General features: G+C 51.8%; 16 protein-coding genes. 8 read left to right on the forward strand and 8 right to left on the reverse strand.

The window, feature by feature from the left end:
- Positions 1 to 17: 17 nt before the first annotated feature.
- Positions 18 to 263 (reverse strand): AbrB/MazE/SpoVT family DNA-binding domain-containing protein, encoded by a 246-nt coding sequence (locus C1A10_RS03770; protein ID WP_101908951.1) that lies wholly within the window; start codon positions 261 to 263, stop codon positions 18 to 20.
- Between the two features lie 174 nt (positions 264 to 437).
- Here C1A10_RS03770 and C1A10_RS03775 point away from each other — a divergent pair, with 174 nt between their 5' ends.
- Both C1A10_RS03775 and C1A10_RS03780 read left to right on the forward strand, forming a co-directional pair.
- Positions 438 to 1,019 carry a nucleoside recognition domain-containing protein gene (locus tag C1A10_RS03775; RefSeq protein WP_101908952.1) on the forward strand — a complete coding sequence of 194 codons (582 nt, stop codon included), beginning with the start codon at positions 438 to 440 and terminating at the stop codon, positions 1,017 to 1,019.
- Positions 1,019 to 1,528 (forward strand): spore maturation protein, encoded by a 510-nt coding sequence (locus C1A10_RS03780; RefSeq protein WP_101908953.1) that lies wholly within the window; start codon positions 1,019 to 1,021, stop codon positions 1,526 to 1,528. Before C1A10_RS03775 ends, C1A10_RS03780 begins: the two co-directional genes overlap by 1 nt.
- A gap of 21 nt (positions 1,529 to 1,549) precedes the next feature.
- Here C1A10_RS03780 and C1A10_RS03785 read toward each other — a convergent pair whose 3' ends face one another.
- Entirely contained in the window at positions 1,550 to 1,792 is a 243-nt protein-coding gene (locus C1A10_RS03785; protein WP_101908954.1) for a helix-turn-helix domain-containing protein, read from the reverse strand.
- 152 nt (positions 1,793 to 1,944) lie between these two features.
- Here C1A10_RS03785 and C1A10_RS18365 point away from each other — a divergent pair, with 152 nt between their 5' ends.
- Positions 1,945 to 2,094, forward strand: a complete 150-nt coding sequence (locus C1A10_RS18365; RefSeq protein WP_180950975.1) for a hypothetical protein — start codon at positions 1,945 to 1,947, stop codon at positions 2,092 to 2,094.
- 64 nt (positions 2,095 to 2,158) lie between these two features.
- On the opposite strand, the gene trpS is transcribed toward C1A10_RS18365, so the two are convergent.
- Positions 2,159 to 3,172: a tryptophan--tRNA ligase gene (gene trpS, locus C1A10_RS03790; protein WP_101908955.1), complete on the reverse strand. Its 1,014-nt coding sequence runs from the start codon at positions 3,170 to 3,172 to the stop codon at positions 2,159 to 2,161.
- A 40-nt stretch (positions 3,173 to 3,212) separates the two neighbouring features.
- Complete coding sequence (locus tag C1A10_RS03795) at positions 3,213 to 4,400, reverse strand: aminotransferase-like domain-containing protein (protein WP_101908956.1); 1,188 nt, start codon at positions 4,398 to 4,400, stop codon at positions 3,213 to 3,215.
- A gap of 328 nt (positions 4,401 to 4,728) precedes the next feature.
- Here C1A10_RS03795 and C1A10_RS03800 point away from each other — a divergent pair, with 328 nt between their 5' ends.
- Positions 4,729 to 7,059, forward strand: a complete 2,331-nt coding sequence (locus C1A10_RS03800; protein ID WP_101908957.1) for a SpoIIE family protein phosphatase — start codon at positions 4,729 to 4,731, stop codon at positions 7,057 to 7,059.
- A 65-nt stretch (positions 7,060 to 7,124) separates the two neighbouring features.
- Here the strand turns inward: C1A10_RS03800 and C1A10_RS03805 are convergent, their stop codons facing one another.
- The 4 genes from C1A10_RS03805 to C1A10_RS03820 all read right to left on the reverse strand — a co-directional run bounded on the left by C1A10_RS03805 (position 7,125) and on the right by C1A10_RS03820 (position 13,386).
- Positions 7,125 to 9,203, reverse strand: a complete 2,079-nt coding sequence (locus C1A10_RS03805; RefSeq protein ID WP_101908958.1) for an elongation factor G — start codon at positions 9,201 to 9,203, stop codon at positions 7,125 to 7,127.
- A 318-nt stretch (positions 9,204 to 9,521) separates the two neighbouring features.
- Positions 9,522 to 12,185, reverse strand: coding sequence for a hypothetical protein (locus tag C1A10_RS03810; protein WP_101908959.1), 2,664 nt, complete (start codon positions 12,183 to 12,185; stop codon positions 9,522 to 9,524).
- A 35-nt stretch (positions 12,186 to 12,220) separates the two neighbouring features.
- The gene (gene rlmB, locus C1A10_RS03815; RefSeq protein WP_101908960.1) at positions 12,221 to 12,985 is read right to left on the reverse strand and encodes a 23S rRNA (guanosine(2251)-2'-O)-methyltransferase RlmB; all 765 of its coding nucleotides are present in this window, start codon (positions 12,983 to 12,985) and stop codon (positions 12,221 to 12,223) included.
- Positions 12,986 to 13,125: 140 nt separating this feature from the next.
- Positions 13,126 to 13,386, reverse strand: coding sequence for a hypothetical protein (locus C1A10_RS03820; RefSeq protein WP_101908961.1), 261 nt, complete (start codon positions 13,384 to 13,386; stop codon positions 13,126 to 13,128).
- Between the two features lie 426 nt (positions 13,387 to 13,812).
- On the opposite strand from C1A10_RS03820, the gene C1A10_RS03825 reads away from it, so the two are divergent.
- From C1A10_RS03825 to C1A10_RS03840, 4 genes are all read left to right on the forward strand, one after another.
- Entirely contained in the window at positions 13,813 to 14,673 is an 861-nt protein-coding gene (locus tag C1A10_RS03825) for a DNA-3-methyladenine glycosylase family protein (protein WP_180950966.1), read from the forward strand.
- 84 nt (positions 14,674 to 14,757) lie between these two features.
- The gene (locus C1A10_RS03830) at positions 14,758 to 15,534 is read left to right on the forward strand and encodes a hypothetical protein (RefSeq protein ID WP_101908962.1); all 777 of its coding nucleotides are present in this window, start codon (positions 14,758 to 14,760) and stop codon (positions 15,532 to 15,534) included.
- 143 nt (positions 15,535 to 15,677) lie between these two features.
- On the forward strand, positions 15,678 to 16,175 hold the full coding sequence (locus tag C1A10_RS03835; protein ID WP_101908963.1) for a DUF4830 domain-containing protein: 498 nt from the start codon (positions 15,678 to 15,680) through the stop codon (positions 16,173 to 16,175).
- 147 nt (positions 16,176 to 16,322) lie between these two features.
- Positions 16,323 to 17,093 carry a pseudouridine synthase gene (locus C1A10_RS03840; protein WP_101908964.1) on the forward strand — a complete coding sequence of 257 codons (771 nt, stop codon included), beginning with the start codon at positions 16,323 to 16,325 and terminating at the stop codon, positions 17,091 to 17,093.
- The last annotated feature ends 204 nt before the right edge of the window (positions 17,094 to 17,297 follow it).

Raw genomic sequence — 17,297 nt, forward strand, 5'->3', positions numbered from 1 at the left:
ATCCTGCCAAGATCAGATCATTTTGTTGAAGTTAACTGCTTGAGGCATTCTGTACAGACATTTCTACCTTTAAAATTAATCACATCGATGGCGCTGTTGCAAAAAATACAGGCGGGTTCATATTTTTTCAAGACAATTTGATTTCCATCCACATAAATTTCCAGGGAATCCTTTTCGTTGATGTCCAAAGTACGCCGCAACTCAATCGGAAGAACAATACGACCTAGTTCGTCAACCTTTCTGACAATACCGGTAGACTTCATGGGCAATACCTCCTGATCATGACACTTGATCTAACCATCATTCCTACTTACCAATATAGCCCAAATCTGGAAAAAAGTAAACAATTTTAAAAAGATTGGTCGTTTTTTGTAACTATTACGAAAATCATAACCGTGAAAACTGTGGAATATAAATAGGCGAGGGGGTATTGAACGATGATGAACTATATCTTCGGCGGCATGATTCTGCTGTCTTTCGTATTTTCTGTTGTGAATGGCCGCCTGGACCAGCTTTCCAATGCGGCTTTAGAACAGGCCGGGAACGCGGTGGAACTTACTTTTTCACTGGTGGGGGTTCTTTGCCTTTGGAGCGGCCTGATGAAGATTGCGCAGGGATCAGGGCTGACACATGCGCTGGGGAAAGCGCTCTCGCCCATTACAAAACGTCTTTTCAAAGGGCTAAACCCGGAAGGGGAGGCGATCCAGGCTGTCTGCATGAACATGATTGCAAATTTTTTGGGACTCGGAAACGCGGCAACTCCGCTTGGTATTCAGGCGATCTGCGCAATGAAGAAGGAAGAACATGCCAAAAGAGCCACAAACAATATGGTAACCTTTGTTGTTTTGAATACCGCGTCCTTCCAGCTGATTCCCACCACCATTGCACTTTTGCGGATGAAGAACGGCGCAGGGACGCCTTTTGATATTCTGCCTGCCGTATGGGTCTCATCGGCTGTGTCGGTCACAGTCGCAATCCTTTTTGCGAAGCTGCTGGCGCCTGTCTGGAGGGATTCCTGATGGCAGCGGCAATGGTTCCGGTTGTAATAGCGGTCATCGTAGGATATGGATTGGTCAAGGGTACCCCGGTATTCGACCTGTTTCTGGAGGGCGCCAAAGAAGGCCTGGTAACGTCCGCCAGAATTTTACCGGCCCTTGTAGGGCTGGTCGCGGCGGTTGGCATGTTTCGGGTTTCCGGCGGCCTGGATATTTTATCCTGGGCGATGCAGCCGCTTGGAAAACTGGTCGGGCTCCCCAAAGAGGTACTGCCGCTTGCACTGATGCGTCCGATTTCCGGCAGTGGTGCGATGGCGTTGTTCCATGACCTTCTTATGGAGCATGGAGCAGACAGCCTGATCGGGCGGGTTTCCAGCGTGATGATGGGCTCCACCGAAACAACATTTTATACGATTGCGGTTTATTACGGCGCGGCAGGCATTAAAAATACCCGCCACAGTGTTCCGGCGGCGCTGGCCGGAGATGTGACCGGGTTTTTGATGTCCGCCCTGATGGTGCGCCTGTTATTCTGAACGCGCAATACTCCACAGCGGTTATTTGAGTTCCTGCTCCAAATTACGGAATACGGGCGCGTCAAAGAAGTCCACAATGCTGATATTGAGCCCGTCACAGATTTTTTTGATTGTTGAGATGGTTGGGTTCCTGCTGATTCCGCCGATCATATTGTGCAGGGTGGATTGTGTAATGCCTGAAATAGTTCCAAGCTTGTTGAGGGTTATGTTTTTTTCCATACACAGTTCTTCTATTCTGTCCGCTACTGCTTCCCCGATTGTCATAAACATCTTCCTAACTATAAATAGTTAATATTAGTTTATCGACTAATCGTTAAAATGATTACCTATATATAGTTGATTTTTCAATGATTTTTAGATATAACTATAGATAGACTACTTGATTGGAGACGGATGAAATGCCAGATTATTGAAAGATGTATTTTCAACTTGCGGCTAAAGTAGCCGATGCCGCTGAGTTTCTGATTGAAGCGCAGCAACAGGGGGAAAATGACTATGTTGAAGAGAAAGATGCGGTAGTAGAGCTGGCGGAAATAGGGAAAGTTAAAGCTGATGATAAAATTTAATTCTTGCTGAATTTTAGATTTTAAAATAATAAAAATGCCAGCTTCTTTGAAGCCGGCATTTTTATTATTTTGCAAAGAATCCAATCTTCTTGTGCACCTTATCCAGCGTTCGCTGTGAAAAGGCTTCCGCCTTTGCAGCGCCTTCCCGGTAGCAGGTTTCCAGATAGTCCTTATTTTTCATCAGCTCGTCGAACCGTTCGCGGACAGGACGCAGTTCATCCACTACCGCCTCGCCTACCGCAACCTTGAAGTCACCGTAACCTTTTCCTACGAACTCCTGCTCAATCTCTTCAAAGCCCTTTCCGGTAACGGCGCTGTAGATGGACATGAGGTTATTGATTCCGTCCTTGCCCTCCCGGTAGGCGACTACAGCCTCGGAATCGGTGACAGCGGATTTAAACTTTTTAATGATCGTTTCGGGTTTATCCAGAATCGCGATGCATGCCTTGGGATTCTCATCGGATTTGGACATTTTTTTGGTGGGGTCCTGTAAAGACATGACCTTTGCAGCCAGTTTGGGAATATAGCCGTCCGGCAGTGTAAAGGTGTTGCCATACACACTGTTAAACCGCTGCGCCACGTTGCGCGCAAGCTCCAGATGCTGCTTTTGGTCGATGCCTACCGGAACCAGATCGGCCTGGTAGAGCAGGATATCGGCCGCCATCAGAACGGGGTAGGTAAACAGGCCCGCATTGATGTCTTCCGGGTGCTTCGCACTTTTATCCTTGAACTGTGTCATCCGGCTCAGTTCGCCGAACTGGCAGAAACAGCTCAGCACCCAGGACAGCTCCGCATGTGTTTTCACATGGCTCTGGATAAACGCAACCGATTTTTGGGGATCGATGCCGCAGGCGAGCAGCAGCGCGTAAGCGGCAAGCGTGTTTTCCCGCAAGAGCTTCGGGTCCTGACGGACTGTGATTGCGTGCATATTGACAATTGAATAGTAACAGAAATATTCGTCCTGTAAAGGTCCCCAGTTTTTCACAGCGCCCAGATAATTGCCCAGTGTGAACGTGCCTGTGGGCTGTATTCCGGAGAAAATAATTTTTTTGCGTGTCGATTGTGCGGCTTCTGCCATTCGTATCAAATCCTTTGACGGTATTTTAAAATTGCGCGCATCAATAAAGCTCCCGGAGCAGTTCTCCGAGAATAGAGACGCCTCTGACAATCGCCTCGTCGGTCGGCGTCGAAAAGTTCATGCGGAAGGAACGGCAGGGAGCCTTTTCATCCGCTAAAAACGCGATTCCGGGAACCACTGCGACGTTGCGCTGTGCGGCAATCCGGCAGAATTCCATCATATCCGCGCCTTCCGGCAGAGTGCACCACAGGAACAGTCCGCCTTCCGGCTCTGTCTGCGCAACGGAAGCGGGGAATTCGCGGGCTATGCAGTCCAGCATCAGCCTGCTTTTTCTGCGGTAGATTTCCGCGATCTTGGCAATATGCGCTTCAATATCAGTTTTGGTTAAAAATTGCTCGATAATCATCTGCGCGAGCATGTTGGTATGCACATCTTCGCACTGCTTGCCGACGGTCATTTTCGCAATCAGAGGCTGGGGAGCCAGCGCAAAACCGACGCGCATGCCCGGCGCGACAATTTTAGAAAAGCTGCCGATATAAATGACCAGGCCGTCCTCATCGAATGATTTGATTGAGGGGAGCGATGCCCCGGAAAAGCGAAGATCGCCATATGGATTATCCTCGAGAATGATCACATTATGCTTTTTGCAGATGCGGTAGATTTCTCGGCGCTTAGCCTCCGAGGTCGTAATGCCGGTCGGATTCTGGAAATTCGGAATTGTGTAAAACAGGCGGACATTCCGGTTTTCCACAATAGCCTGCTCCAGCTTGGCGGTGTCGACACCGTCCGACTCCATTTCCACGCCAACGAGGTTACAGTTGTAGGAGCGGAAACAGTTCAGGCACCCGATAAACGACGGGTTTTCGCAAAGGATGGTATCTCCCTCATTCACAAGCACCTTGCTGGCCAGATCGGCGCCCTGCTGGGCGCCGGAGATGATGATCAGCCCGTTCTCACGGACAGGGATTTTATAGTGGTTCTCAACCATCGACCTGACCGCGTCCCGCAGCGGGGAATATCCCTCGGTGATGGAATACTGGAGGGCGTCAATCGGGCGTTCAGCCAGAATTTCACCGGCGATACGTGCGACATCCTGCACTGGGAACGCGTCCGGCGCGGGGTTGCCCGCCGCAAACGGGATAACGTCGGGGTTGGAGGTAGCTTTTAAAATTTCGCGCACTAAAGAGGGCTGAAGATTGGCAATCCTATCGGAAAAATGATAAGTCATTCTGGATAATCCTTTCTGCCGGGAGCAAAAATTTTATCAAAACGGCGCGTCCGCGTAAAAGCGTCAGCCGCATATTTATACGTTAAAAAATATTCTATCACATGTCAATTTGTTTTTCAACGTCCGGAACTTGTTTTTTGCAGTACATAAAGTGTTTGAAAGGTCAAAAAGGAAATCGGACCAATTCCTTTTTTGTCGGATTCAGTCCAACCGTTCGGAAAGGGTCAAAATACGACAACCGATTCTGACAGAATATGCATAAAGTAATATCTACAATAGTTCATACGGACAGGATAATCTTTAATGATATGAGGGGCGGCGGAGATTTATGCAAAATCGGACAACCATCCGCGAAATGACGTTTGGGGAGCGGATTTTACAAGAACTGAGAGCACACAGGCTGATTGTGGAATATCTGGCTTACCTGGTGACCGGTTTTATCTCCGCAAACGCCTTTGTGCTTGGCGGACTGGCTCCGTTTGGCGTGGCTTTTGCGGCGTCGGCAAAAGAAAAATATCATGCCGCCGCGACGCTCGGCGCCACTTTAGGGTACATGATTTCCTTCCATGTCGAGGGAAACCTGAAATATATTCTTGCGATGCTGATTTTGTTTACCCTGCGTAAATTTATTCAGAGCGGGGAACTGCTGCGCAAAATCCCGGTGTCGGGCCAGCTGGGCCTGGTTATTTCGCTGGGGGCCCCTTCTTTTGCAATTACCATTGCCGGCGGGGGAAATGTGTATGACATCGTGTTCGCGGCATCCGAGCTGCTCCTTGCCTGCTGCGCCGCATACTTTTTTTCCCGCACTGTGCAGGCTTTCGATCTTGGAATCGAGAATATGAAACAAAACGACATAACTTCTGCAATTATTACATTTTGTATAGCAATTTTGGCTTTAGTCAATCTGAATTTATTTGGGCTTTCCCTTGGGCGCATCATCGCGGTTCTGGTAATCCTCCTTGCCGCCCAGGCGGCGCGGGAAGCGGGAGGCGCCATAGCGGGGGTGGCGGCTGGTGTCTCTGCGGGCATTCTTGGAGGCCCGTACGGGTTCCTGATGGGAACCTACGGTTTCGGCGGGCTTTTGGCGGGCGTGTTTTCCCCGCTCGGAAAGATTGCGTCGGCCGGTGCGTTCATACTGGTCAATACGTTTACTCTGCTTGCTTCGCGCCAGCAGGCCGGAAACGGCATCATGATTGAAATTTTTATCGCCGCGGCCGCTTCCATGCTGGTACCGGCCGGCTTGCTGCGCCGCGTGGCGGAAAGGCCTGCGCAGGCTCCCAAGGTGTATCCCAACACCTACAAATCGATACTTGCGGATAAAATCAGCTTTATTTCCGGCGCGCTGCGCGATGTGGCGGACACCACCCGGCAGGTAAACGACAAAATTTCGGGAATGGTCAGCGGGGATATCTCGTCTGTGTACCAATGCGCGGCGGAAAGAGTATGCCGGAAATGCCGCAACCAGATGCTCTGCTGGCAGCAGCGCTACAATGATACCAGCAATGTCCTGAACGGGGCGATGGACACCCTGCGGAGAACGGACCAGCTGGAGGAAACGGATTTTCCCGGCTATTTTTCCGATACCTGCCTGAGACTGCCGGAGTTGACCGCTCAGCTTCGCCAGCTGTATGCAGATTATATGGCCCGAGAACAGGTCCGGCGCAAAGTAGCGCGGGTACGCGGTGTGGTGACCGACCAGTTTGAGGGAATGGCAATGATGATTGACGCGATGGGGCGGGATTTGGATGCGTTGGCCGAGCAGGATAACCAGACGGCGGGCAAAGTAAAGGAATACCTGCGGAGCCTGACCATTTTCCCCGACTCGGTGACCTGTACGGTGGACCGCGATGCAAATATGACGCTGGAAATGACGCTCCCAATCTATAAATTTTCGCGCATTGACCCGGTGGAACTGACACTGGCGCTCTCGGATATCTGCGGCCGCGAATTCGACTATCCGGTAAAACGGGAACGCACAGCCGACACGCTGGTAACTCTGCGGTTTATGGAAAAAGCGGCGTATACCGTCAAATGGGGCGCGGCGCAGATCGGAAACTCCGGGTCGAGGCTTTGCGGGGACAGCTACAGCTATGTAGACAGCCAAAGCGGCAGGGTAAACGTCATCCTTTCCGACGGCATGGGCAGCGGCGGCAGCGCGGCGGTGGATTCCACCATGACGGCCGAACTGCTGAAACGACTGATTGAGGCGGGTATCAGCATGGATGCGGCGCTGAAACTGGTGAACTCCGCGCTGCTGATTAAGTCCGGCGACGAATCGCTCGCGACGATTGATATTACCGGAATTGATTTATATTCCGGCAAGGTGGAATTTTATAAAGCGGGTGCCGCGCCCACCTTTCTGCGTAAATCGGGAAAGGGAGGCTATGTCGAGTCGCGCTCGCTTCCTGTGGGAATTCTCGGCGGGATATCCTTTGAAAAAAATACGGTCACCCTTCGCGAAGGGGACTGGATTGTCATGACATCAGATGGCGCTGTCTGCAGCGGCTATGACTGGATCATCAGTGATCTGGAGCATTATACCGGTGATGATCCAAAAGAACTTAGCGAGCAGCTTGCCGCGGAAGCAAAGCGCAGACGAAATGACGGCCACGAAGATGATATTACGGTCATCAGCATTATGCTGGAAAAGGGGATCTAGCAAGATTCAGAATTTTATACAATCAAAAAGGCGCTGCCATTTGGCAGCGCCTTTTTGATTCACATTCAGTTTTCTTCTTCCATCATTTTTTTCGCTTCTTCAATAACGGCAGATTCCAGCTGGCCGGGAAGCAGTTCATAACGCTCAAATTTGAGCGTAAAATTACCGCGTCCCTGCGTGGTGGAACGAAGGACAGTGGAAAAATCGCCCATTTCGCTCATAGGTACTTCGCCCTCAATCATCTGCAGGCCATCATCCGTCGGATTCATCCCGAGCACGCGGCCGCGGCGTTTGTTAAGTTCGCTGATCATATCGCCGGTGTTGGAATCCGGAACATAGATTTTCAGGTTGCCGATTGGCTCAAGCAGAGCGGGGGAGGCCTGCGGCATCGCGGTCTTGTAGGCGATCGAAGCGGCGGTTTTAAACGCCATTTCGGAGGAATCAACCGGATGATAGGAACCGTCTACCAGGACGGCCTTCAGGCCGACCATAGGGTAGCCTGCTAGAATGCCGTGCTTGACAGATTCCTGCAGCCCTTTTTCAACGGCGGGGAAGAAATTCCTCGGAACAGAACCTCCGAATACATTTTCCTCAAACAACAGTTCCTCGCCGTCGTAGGGGGAGAATTCAATCCATACGTCGCCGTATTGGCCATGCCCGCCGGATTGTTTCTTGTGCTTGCCCTGCACCTTGACCGGCTTGCGGATTGTCTCCCGATAAGCGACGCGCGGCTTGCTCAGGCCGATGTCCACGCCGAATTTGGATTTCAGCTTGGAAACAATCACATCGATATGCTGCTCGCCAAGGCCGGAGATAATCTGCTGGTGTGTTTCGTTATTCTGTTCAAAGCGGATGGTCGGGTCTTCCTCCATGAGGCGCACCATTCCCTGCGCGACCTTGCCTTCATCCCCTTTGTTTTTCACTTTTACCGCCATGGAAAGACTCGGAGCCGGGAATTCCATGCGCTCAAAGGACGCCACGCGCTTCGCGTCGCATAAGGTATCGCCCGTGATGGAGGAGGAAAGTTTTGTAACGGCGCCGATATCGCCCGCGGAAATAAACGCGGTTTCCTCCTGCTTTTTGCCGCTGATATAGATCAGTTTGCCAAGGCGCTCGGGCTCGCCCGTGCGGGAATTGACGGGAGACACGTCGGCCGACAATTTTCCGGAGACAACCTTGAAGTAGGAAAGCTTCCCGACAAACGGGTCTGCGACCGTCTTGAAGATGTAGGCAGCCAGAGGGGCCTCGTCGGTGCAGGGGATTTCCACCGGTCCGCCTTCCTGCGAAACAGCAGTTTCCGCACCTGCCTCCCATGCCGATGGAAGATGATCCACCAGCGAATCCAGCAGCATGTCGATTCCCTCCAGCGTCTGCGCGGAACCGCAGAGCACCGGGGTAATCGTTCCGGTGTGGACGCCGACATGAATTCCCTTGATAATTTCGTCGCGGGTGAATTTTTCACCGGAGAAAAACTTTTCAAAGAGCGCCTCATCCGTTTCGGCGATTGCTTCCGAAATCGCTCCGATCAGCCCCTCCAGGCGATGCCCGGTATCCGGCACGGCAACTTCGGAAGGTTCTCCCTTGTCATTATATTTGTAGGCCTTGTTGTCGACAAGATTGATATAACACTGCACTTTATGATTTTCCACCACCGGCACCACAATCGGGCAGATGGACGGGCCGAAGTTCGACTTGAGCTCTTCCAGAACCTTATAAAAGTCCGCGTTTTCGGCATCCATCTTGTTGATGAAGAACAGCTTGGACTTTTTCATTTTATCCGCAAGCTGGTATGCTTTCTGCGCGCCTACGGTTACACCGGAACGCGCGGAAACGCAGATCAGGACACTTTCCGCCGCGCGCACGCCCTCGTAAACGCCGCCGGCGAAATCAAACAGTCCGGGGGTATCGATCAGGTTGATTTTCACGCTGCCCCAGGCAAACGGCGCGACAGCGCTGGAGACAGATACCTTTCGTTTGATTTCTTCGGGATCAAAGTCACAAACGGTGTTGCCGTCGGAAACTTTCCCCAACCGGTCGGTAGCGCCCGCCTTGAACAGCAGCGCTTCCGCAAGCGAAGTTTTTCCGCTGCTTCCGTGCCCGGCAATGGCAACATTCCTGATTTTTCCCGCCAAGTATTGTCTCATGAAAATACACTCCTTTTATCTGCTTCTCTGGAAATCCGAGACCGCATTAGTAAAATTAGATAGAACCCCCCAAATGTACAAATGACATTATATTGATATTATACAGGCGATTCCTTTTTATGGCAAGTAAAACTGAATCGCAGCAATGCAAAAATAATAGGAAGAATCCTATTGATATTGTACAAATTATGACCAGTTTTTGTACGATGCTTACACAAATCAACAAATTTTCTTCTTTTTTGGATGTGAACTATGCTCCTCCTGCAAAATAAAAAGTGCCTGCCGGAATCCGGCAGGCACTGAAATTAATTTATGTCATCACCATTTTACAATAGATGCGGCGATCCAGTTGATCACCAGCCATCCCAGATGGAACAGAATTAAGGTATTGAACGGAGCGGAGGAAAGCGAACCGCTGAACGCCATAAAGGCAACCAGCCCGTAGCCGACGATAATTCCGATCAGCTGAATGATTGTGCTTCTGACGACCGAGCCGCGGACCGCGGATGCAGCTTTTAAAAGCTGCTGAATGCCCGCAAGCCCTCCGGAATGGACGCCTTTGGCGGGGGTGCGCTCTTTTGGACGAACCAGTTCCTGATATTCGGCATGGATTTTCGCGGGCAGGATCCGGACGCTGGATTTTTTCACGCCGTAAGCCAGCGAAATCAGTTCACTGGTAATATTGGGGTCGCTGGTATAAACGGACGCAAAAACACCGTGCCGCTCCAGACTGGTGAGAATCTCCGCGGTTTCCGGGTCGGCATTGTAGCTGACCACGAACATGGCGGTCAGCTCTCCGGAACTGGCAAGGTAGAGCACCCGGCGCCCGTCCCGTGCGTACCGGCTTTCAAAATCTTTAGAAGGGCAGTCGATTTCGTGGCGGCGCATCAACTCATGGCTGCCGATGAGCACACGCTTTCCGTCCACCCAGGCGGATATGCCCATGCTATCCTCATAGGAAAGGCTGTCTACCTTTTTCAGCATGCCGCGGTTGCCGCCGATCATGTTGAGAAATACGCCCGACATAACGCCGTTGCAGGAGAGAATGACGCTCGCGGCGTCCAGAATGGCTTCATCGATCCGCTTTTCCGCAAACACCTTCATCCCGTGCAGCATGACATTTTCTTCGGAAAACAGATCCCGGTCGCTGATAATGACGGCGCCCGTTTCCGAAAACTCCTCAGCCGCATCGTAACCGGACAGCATTGCTCCCTTGCGGGTCAGGCGTTTGGACATCTTAGACAGCATCAGGTTGGGGATAATCGCTCCGGAAAAAGGAGCGCAGATGCACAGAATCGCTGTGGCCGCGGAGACGGCGGTGAAGGGGTCTTTTGCCAGAACAAATGTCAGGACACCCACTACCAGCGCACCCGCCAGGCAGATGGGGGATACCAGGCGGCTGAAGCCGTCACAGTAGTCGGCCGGATTGTCCTGCGAGAAAAAGCCGCTGATAAATTGGCTTTCCGTGCTGTATGCGACGCGGTCGACATCCGGCCCGAGTCCCCTGGAAAATTCCCGCGCAAACTCCCGGTTCTCAATCTGCTCGAAAGCATACTTGGTTTCTTCCGCGGCGATACAGTGGAAGTTCCGTTCTATGCGGGCGGCCTGCATCCGCCTGCCGGCCGCGCTGAAAAAGAGCACCAGCGCGGCGGCGGGGAAATAGAGGCTGACGGAAGGGTTGCTGCTGATCTCATCCGGAAAAATTACCAGCATGATTCCCTGAACCATCACGCCTAAAAAGGCAAGCGCGGCGGGGGAATCGCAGTTGGCCTGCATTCGGCAGAGAGAGACGATTCCCCGCGAGATTACATCGCTGCATACGATGCCCGCCAGCACGCAGATCACCAGGTTGCCGATCAAAAACATGCGCATGTCCTGTTCGGGCAGCATAAACGGCGGCAAAAACAGCAGGCCGTTCGGAACGCCAAGCTTTTCGGCAAACGCCAAAGGATGCAGGGAAAGCCCCAGGTAGACGGAAATGAATGCGAGAATTCCGACTACGGTTGTCCTGATGCCCGCTCCCACACGGTCGGAACGCACCTCTTTTTCCGCCTCTGCCGCGTCTTGCGGCGAAGCGTAAGGGTCATCTTCAAGGGAGTCCGGTTTGCCCTGTTCCCGCGCGGCAAAGTTTTCACCGTAGGCCGGCCGGTCGTAATCGTTTAACTGTGGGGCTTGCTGCCGTTCAAACTCACGGTAAGGTGGCCGGCTGGTTCTGCGCGGCGGGGCAGGGGTTTCCGTTTCGGGCATGGCATCCGGAGAAAAATCAAATCCGAAGTCTCCGTCCATGTCGGGAAGGGGCTCGGATGCCGTCCACTCTTCGCCTAAACTTTCGTCAGGCGGAGAGAACACTCCGGGATCTTCCGAAAAAGGCAGATCCGATGTCTGAAAGGAAAAACCGTCCGTTTCCGTCGGATGCCGCTGGGCGGTGAGGTCGGGAATATCCGGAAAAGCAGCCGGACCTGAGGCGGGTGAGGCGTCAAAATCAAACTGCGTGCGCGCGTTCTTCCTGAAGCCGTTCTCTTCCTCTCCTGTATGAAATTCGAATCCTGTGCTCTCAGGAGCACGCGGAGCTCTGCGCTTGTCCGCTGAATATGTAGTGCCGTTTTGGGGCGGGGCATGTCTTGCCGGAGTACTCCCGGGATATGGCTGGCTTGCTGCTTCCGCAGACGGACGGCTTCTCCGGCTTCCAAGCGGCCTGATGTCGCCGTACCCCACAAACTCAGGCTGTTTTTGACGTGAACCGCTCTGCCCTGCGGGGGACGGCCTTTGCGGGGAATCGGCAAATCCGTTTTTGGCACGGGGCGAGGGAGCCTGTCCCTGTGCAGGCCGTGCCGGCCGCTGGGCCGGACGGGCCGGAGCGGAATCCGCTTCCTTCCGGTTTTCGTATGTACTGTGCTGCGGCACCTCTGAAGATGGTGTCACGCGGCCTTTTTTCCTGCGGATTTCTTCAAGTATGTCGTCAACATTGTAATCCTGCGGCATGGATGCATTCACTCCTCCAAAATCAATCATTGTCCCTATTTGGTGCGCTGCCGAACCACTTCATACATCAGGATGCCTGCCGCGACCGAAGCGTTGAGGGAATTGATTCGGCCAAGCATGGGCAGGGAAAGGATCACATCGCAGTTTTCACGCACAAGCCGTGAAATGCCGAACCCCTCGGAGCCGATGACCAAAGCTGCGCTGCCTGTCAGGTCGGCGCGTTCCCAGCGCTCTCCATTCATATCCGCGCCGTAAATCCAGACGCCCCGTTCCTTCAGCTCTTTCATCGTTGCCACCAGATTAGTCACGCGGACCACCGGAAGATGTTCAACAGCTCCGGCACTGGTACGGCCGACGATCGGTGTGAGGCCAACTCCGCCGCGCTTGGGGATGATAATGCCATGTGCTCCGGCCGCTTCAGCGGTGCGGATAATCGCCCCCAGATTATGCGGGTCCTCAATTGAATCGGCAATCAGAATAAACGGCGGTGTCTCGCCGGCTTTTGTGAAAATATCGTTCAGTTCACTATAGCGAAACGCTGCTGCCTGCGCGACGACCCCCTGATGATTCAGCCCGTTGGACAGGGAATCCAGCTTGCGGGAGTCCACCTTTTTTACCGGTACGCCGGCGTCTTTTGCCATTGCGACAATGCGCGAGATCGGCTGACCCTTCGCCTGGGTATCATCGCAGATATAAACACACTCCACCTGCCGGGAGCCTTTGAGCAACTCTACTACTGCATTTCTCCCCACCACAAGGGTATCATCCTCGCGGTCCAATCCAGGGTTGGAATTCCCCATGAAACAACCTCCTGTATGCTCATCCGGCAAACCGGAAATACATTTTATTTTATACAGAAGTTATTATAGCATAGCGGGCTGCCGTATGCCAGTCATTCCCATGTTTTTTCGCAAAAATTAAGGAAGTTTCCCGAATTTTGTCAAAGCAGAAAGAACAGGCACGCGATTCCGGCTCCGCCAAGCGCTGCAAGCAGAAATTTTATTCCGTCATTCAGCCTGAAGCGGCGCTTCGGGTCGGACGGATGGTAGTTGATTTGGGAAAGGTATTCTCCTGCCCGCTCTTTGAGCAGTGTCTTGTCTTCGCTCTGTGCGGGTACTCTGATGAACAGGATGGCCTTTTCAAAATATCGATTATCGGTGTGCACCACCTCAATGACCTTCTGGCTGACCCCTTTCAGCATTTTGATCACCTCTCAATACAGATTGTAATGCCGTACTATTTTTCGCGGGAAGGACTAATTTATTCTCCTGTCAACTACCATTTTAAACAAAAATCTCCCGGACTTCCAAAATCGCGGATATACGTTCAGTATTGTTGGATTGTTGAAAACTTGGCCTTTCAGCACCCGATTGTTGTTGAAAACTCGGTGGAAACTGTTAGAAACTAGGCGTTACAGAGTGGATTTTATTTGGGAAAATTTTTCACCCGGCGCCAAACTGTCCATGTTGAGAAGAGATTTTCTCATTACTGACAGTATTGAAATACAAGAATTTGGAATGTAAATTTTGTAGATATTGTCTTATTTTATTCGCATCTTTTTGTTTTCATTTTTTTCCCGATCTGTTATACTGAAAAAGAAAGCAAAATCGACCGGAGGAACCCTTTTATGACAAAAACAGACAGCGAAATTAATATAAAAAAAGTAAATAGTGGAATTATATTATGCAATTGCAATGATTTTGACGTTGCGCAGACGCTTGATTGCGGTCAGGCATTCCGGTGGCGGAAGATGGGCGACGGAAGCTATACAGGCTTAACAGGAAGAACTGTTTGTAACATTTTACAAACGCCCGATGGAATTCTGCTGCGCGGTGTGACTGACCGGGAATTTGAAGAGGTCTGGTACAATTATTTCGATCTGGGACGTGATTATGCGGCGATCAAGCAGCGGCTGTCCGCTCATCCGGTTTTTGCCAAAGCGGTGGAATATGCTCCCGGCATCCGGGTTCTCCGGCAGGACAGCTGGGAAGCGCTCTGCTCGTTCATTATCAGCCAGAACAACCATCTCAAACGGATTCAGGGGATTGTCCGGCGGCTTTGTGAAGTGTTCGGGGAGCCGCTGGAAAATGGGGAATACCTGTTCCCGGAACCTGAGGCATTGGCCCGGGCTTCTCTGGAGGAGCTTGCGGTGCTGCGGGCGGGGTTCCGCGCCCGCTATCTGCTTGATGCGGCCAGAAAAGTCGCATCCGGGCAGGTCCGGGTCCAGGAACTGGCAAAATTGCCGCTCGAAGAAGCCCGGGCGGAACTGATGAAAATTACCGGGGTCGGAATCAAGGTTGCCGAGTGTACCCTGCTTTACGGCTGCGGCAGGATAGAATGTTTTCCGGTGGATGTCTGGATCGGACGGGCGATGAAACAGCTTTTCCCCGACGGGCTGCCAGCCTGCGCCAGTGACTGTGCGGGTATTGCCCAGCAGTATATCTTTCACTATGTGCGGACCTGCCCGGGAGCGCTCGGCGGGAATTGACATTATACGACGGTGCATTATAATAAAAATAATGAAAACGGAATGGTAGGATCTGCCGGATATTGAAAAAAAGGCGGTGACAACATGACAGTGGCACAATTCAGGCGCATGAAACCGAAATATCAAATGCGGCTGATTCTGGTATCGGCTGCGGCGCTCGCTCTGTTTGTCGGATTGCTGTATGCGGTTGTATTCAGCGTTTCCGCTTTGCGTGTCAAACTCAGCACTACGGAACTGAAAGATTTGGTCACGGCAAGGGTACTGGAAAAGGAAAACCTGGATCGGATTGTGGGTGCCATCAAGCCGAACAGTATCGATAATCTGTTGGTGCTCGACAGCAAGCTGGCCTGTGACGGCACAGGAAAAGTAACTTCGCTTGAGATGCACCTGGCAAATCTGGTGGACGACCGGCAGACCGATTATTGGGTGCTCACCGCCGCAAAAGACCGGGTGCGTGTGCGGCGGGAGAAAACCACTTACGACAACCTTAAATCCCTGAAGCTGCGCAAGGTGGAACTGAAAAATTATTATCCCGCACTCTCACGGATTCCTGTTGACTATCTGCTTTCCGAGTCTCCCGTCGGCGAGGGCGGCGGCTATGTTTTTACAGACCGGTTTGACAACAACCGTGACCCGGAGTTTGCTTCCTACATCAGTGAAGGCATGACCGGGCTGTGGGTGTCGGAGACTGGTGCAGTTTCACCTTTCCCTGAAACTTTTGTGCCGCCCAGCCTTTGCGCACCCACCGTTGTGACGGTCAACGCGGTAGATGAGCAGAAATCCAAGAAGAAAAAAGTGGTCCTGCTTGCTCCGGAGGACCGGTACGTTGTGCTGCTCAAGTGTGCGCCGTATGCCTCCTGATTTTTCGAATCGTATTTTTCTTTATCCGCAAAGAGCCTAAAACAGGCAGGCTTTTTGCGGATTTGTTTTGGTAAGAAACATAGTATTCCCCCGCGGCGCGTATAGATAGAAGGACAGAATATGGCAAGCAGGAGGGAATACTGATGTTTACGATTTCCGTAAGAATCACCAAAAAACAGATTGCGGTTGCTGCGGCGGTCTTTATCATTGCGCTCGCGGGAGGAATCGGGGTAAACGCCGCCCTGTCAAAGCTGTCCGCCGCTCCCCCAAAAGAAACCACCGAGGCAGTCAAAATCGAAAAAGCCGCGGGGAAGACGAACGATCAGCGCGTTGAATTTCTTAAATCCTTCGGCTGGGAGGTCAACCCGGAGGAAGTGGAAATCATGGAGGTGCTGATTCCCAAAGAAGTGGATGAGGTGTTTGCAAACTATAACGATATTCAAAAACAGCAGGGATGCGACATGTCGAAATATGCCGGAAAACGTTGCAAACGGTATAGTTATACGGTGCTTAATTACCCCGACGGAAGCGAGGATGTACGGGCCAATGTGATCGTTTATAATGGCAAGATCATCGGCGGCGATGTATGCTCGACAAAATTAGACGGATTTATGCATGGGTTCGCTATTGAAAACGATTGAAATTGCTTGATAAGTATGTTACAATTTGGGCAATATAACAAATGCAGCGGATTGCACAAATAAACCGGGAAGCTGGATCAAAACGCCGGAGGAGCTTTTGTCCGCCGGTGTTTTGCGGCATCTATTTTAGAGATATGAGGTAACTGAATGGGTTTTCGAAAAGGCAGCGAACGCCTGGATAAGGCGCTTGCCGCACAGACGTCCCTGTCCAGACGGGATGTGCATCGGCTGCTCAGCCGTGGACTGATTCTGGTCAATGGGGTTCCGGCCAGCGGCTTCGACACAAGAATTGATCTGGAACGTGATGATGTCATAGTGGAAGGGCGGCGGGTACAGCTGAAAAAATACAGCTACCTGATGCTGAATAAGCCAAAAGGGGTTGTCAGCGCAACCGGTGACGCAGCTCTTCCCACTGTTCTCGATCTTGTGCCGGAGGAACTCCGGCGAAGCGGCTTGTTTCCCGCGGGGCGGTTGGACAAGGATACGGAAGGCTTTGTGCTGATCACGAACGACGGGGAGTTTGCACACCGGATTCTTTCCCCGCGAAGCCATGTGCCGAAAGTGTATACGGTGGAACTGGACAAACCGTTTTCTCCCAAAACCATAGAATGCTTTGCGAAAGGGCTGGTGATAAAAGCGGACAAACACGACAATATGGAAGGAACGAGCGAATGCAGTTGCCTGCCTGCTCAGCTCGGTCCGGTAGAGGACAACTGGCAGACTGGCCGCGTGGTAATCCGGCAGGGGATGTATCACCAGGTTAAGCGGATGTTTGCAGCCTGCGGCCTAAAGGTCATGGCGCTCAAGCGCATACAAATAGGAGGATTGGCTTTGGACCCCGCTCTGGAAATTGGAAAATGCAGGGAAATTACCGAACCGGAAAGGCTGTTGCTGGCGCAGGATCAGCCTGCATCATAAAATCCCGGTTCATTTGGCGGCCATTACTGGATAAAATTGGAATAGCTGTTCAAAAAACTGACAAAATTTGGCCACACTTTTTTCCGAAAAAAATAGTATGATAGTAGAAAAGTCGGTTTGACAGCGTTTCTCCTCGGAAAAAGGGGAAATAATAATTATTCCACAACAAAGATTAGAAATCGTGTTGCAAATTATACAAATTTG

Source organism: Marasmitruncus massiliensis (assembly GCF_900186535.1).
Classification (GTDB): Bacteria; Bacillota; Clostridia; order Oscillospirales; family Ruminococcaceae; genus Anaerotruncus; species Anaerotruncus massiliensis_A.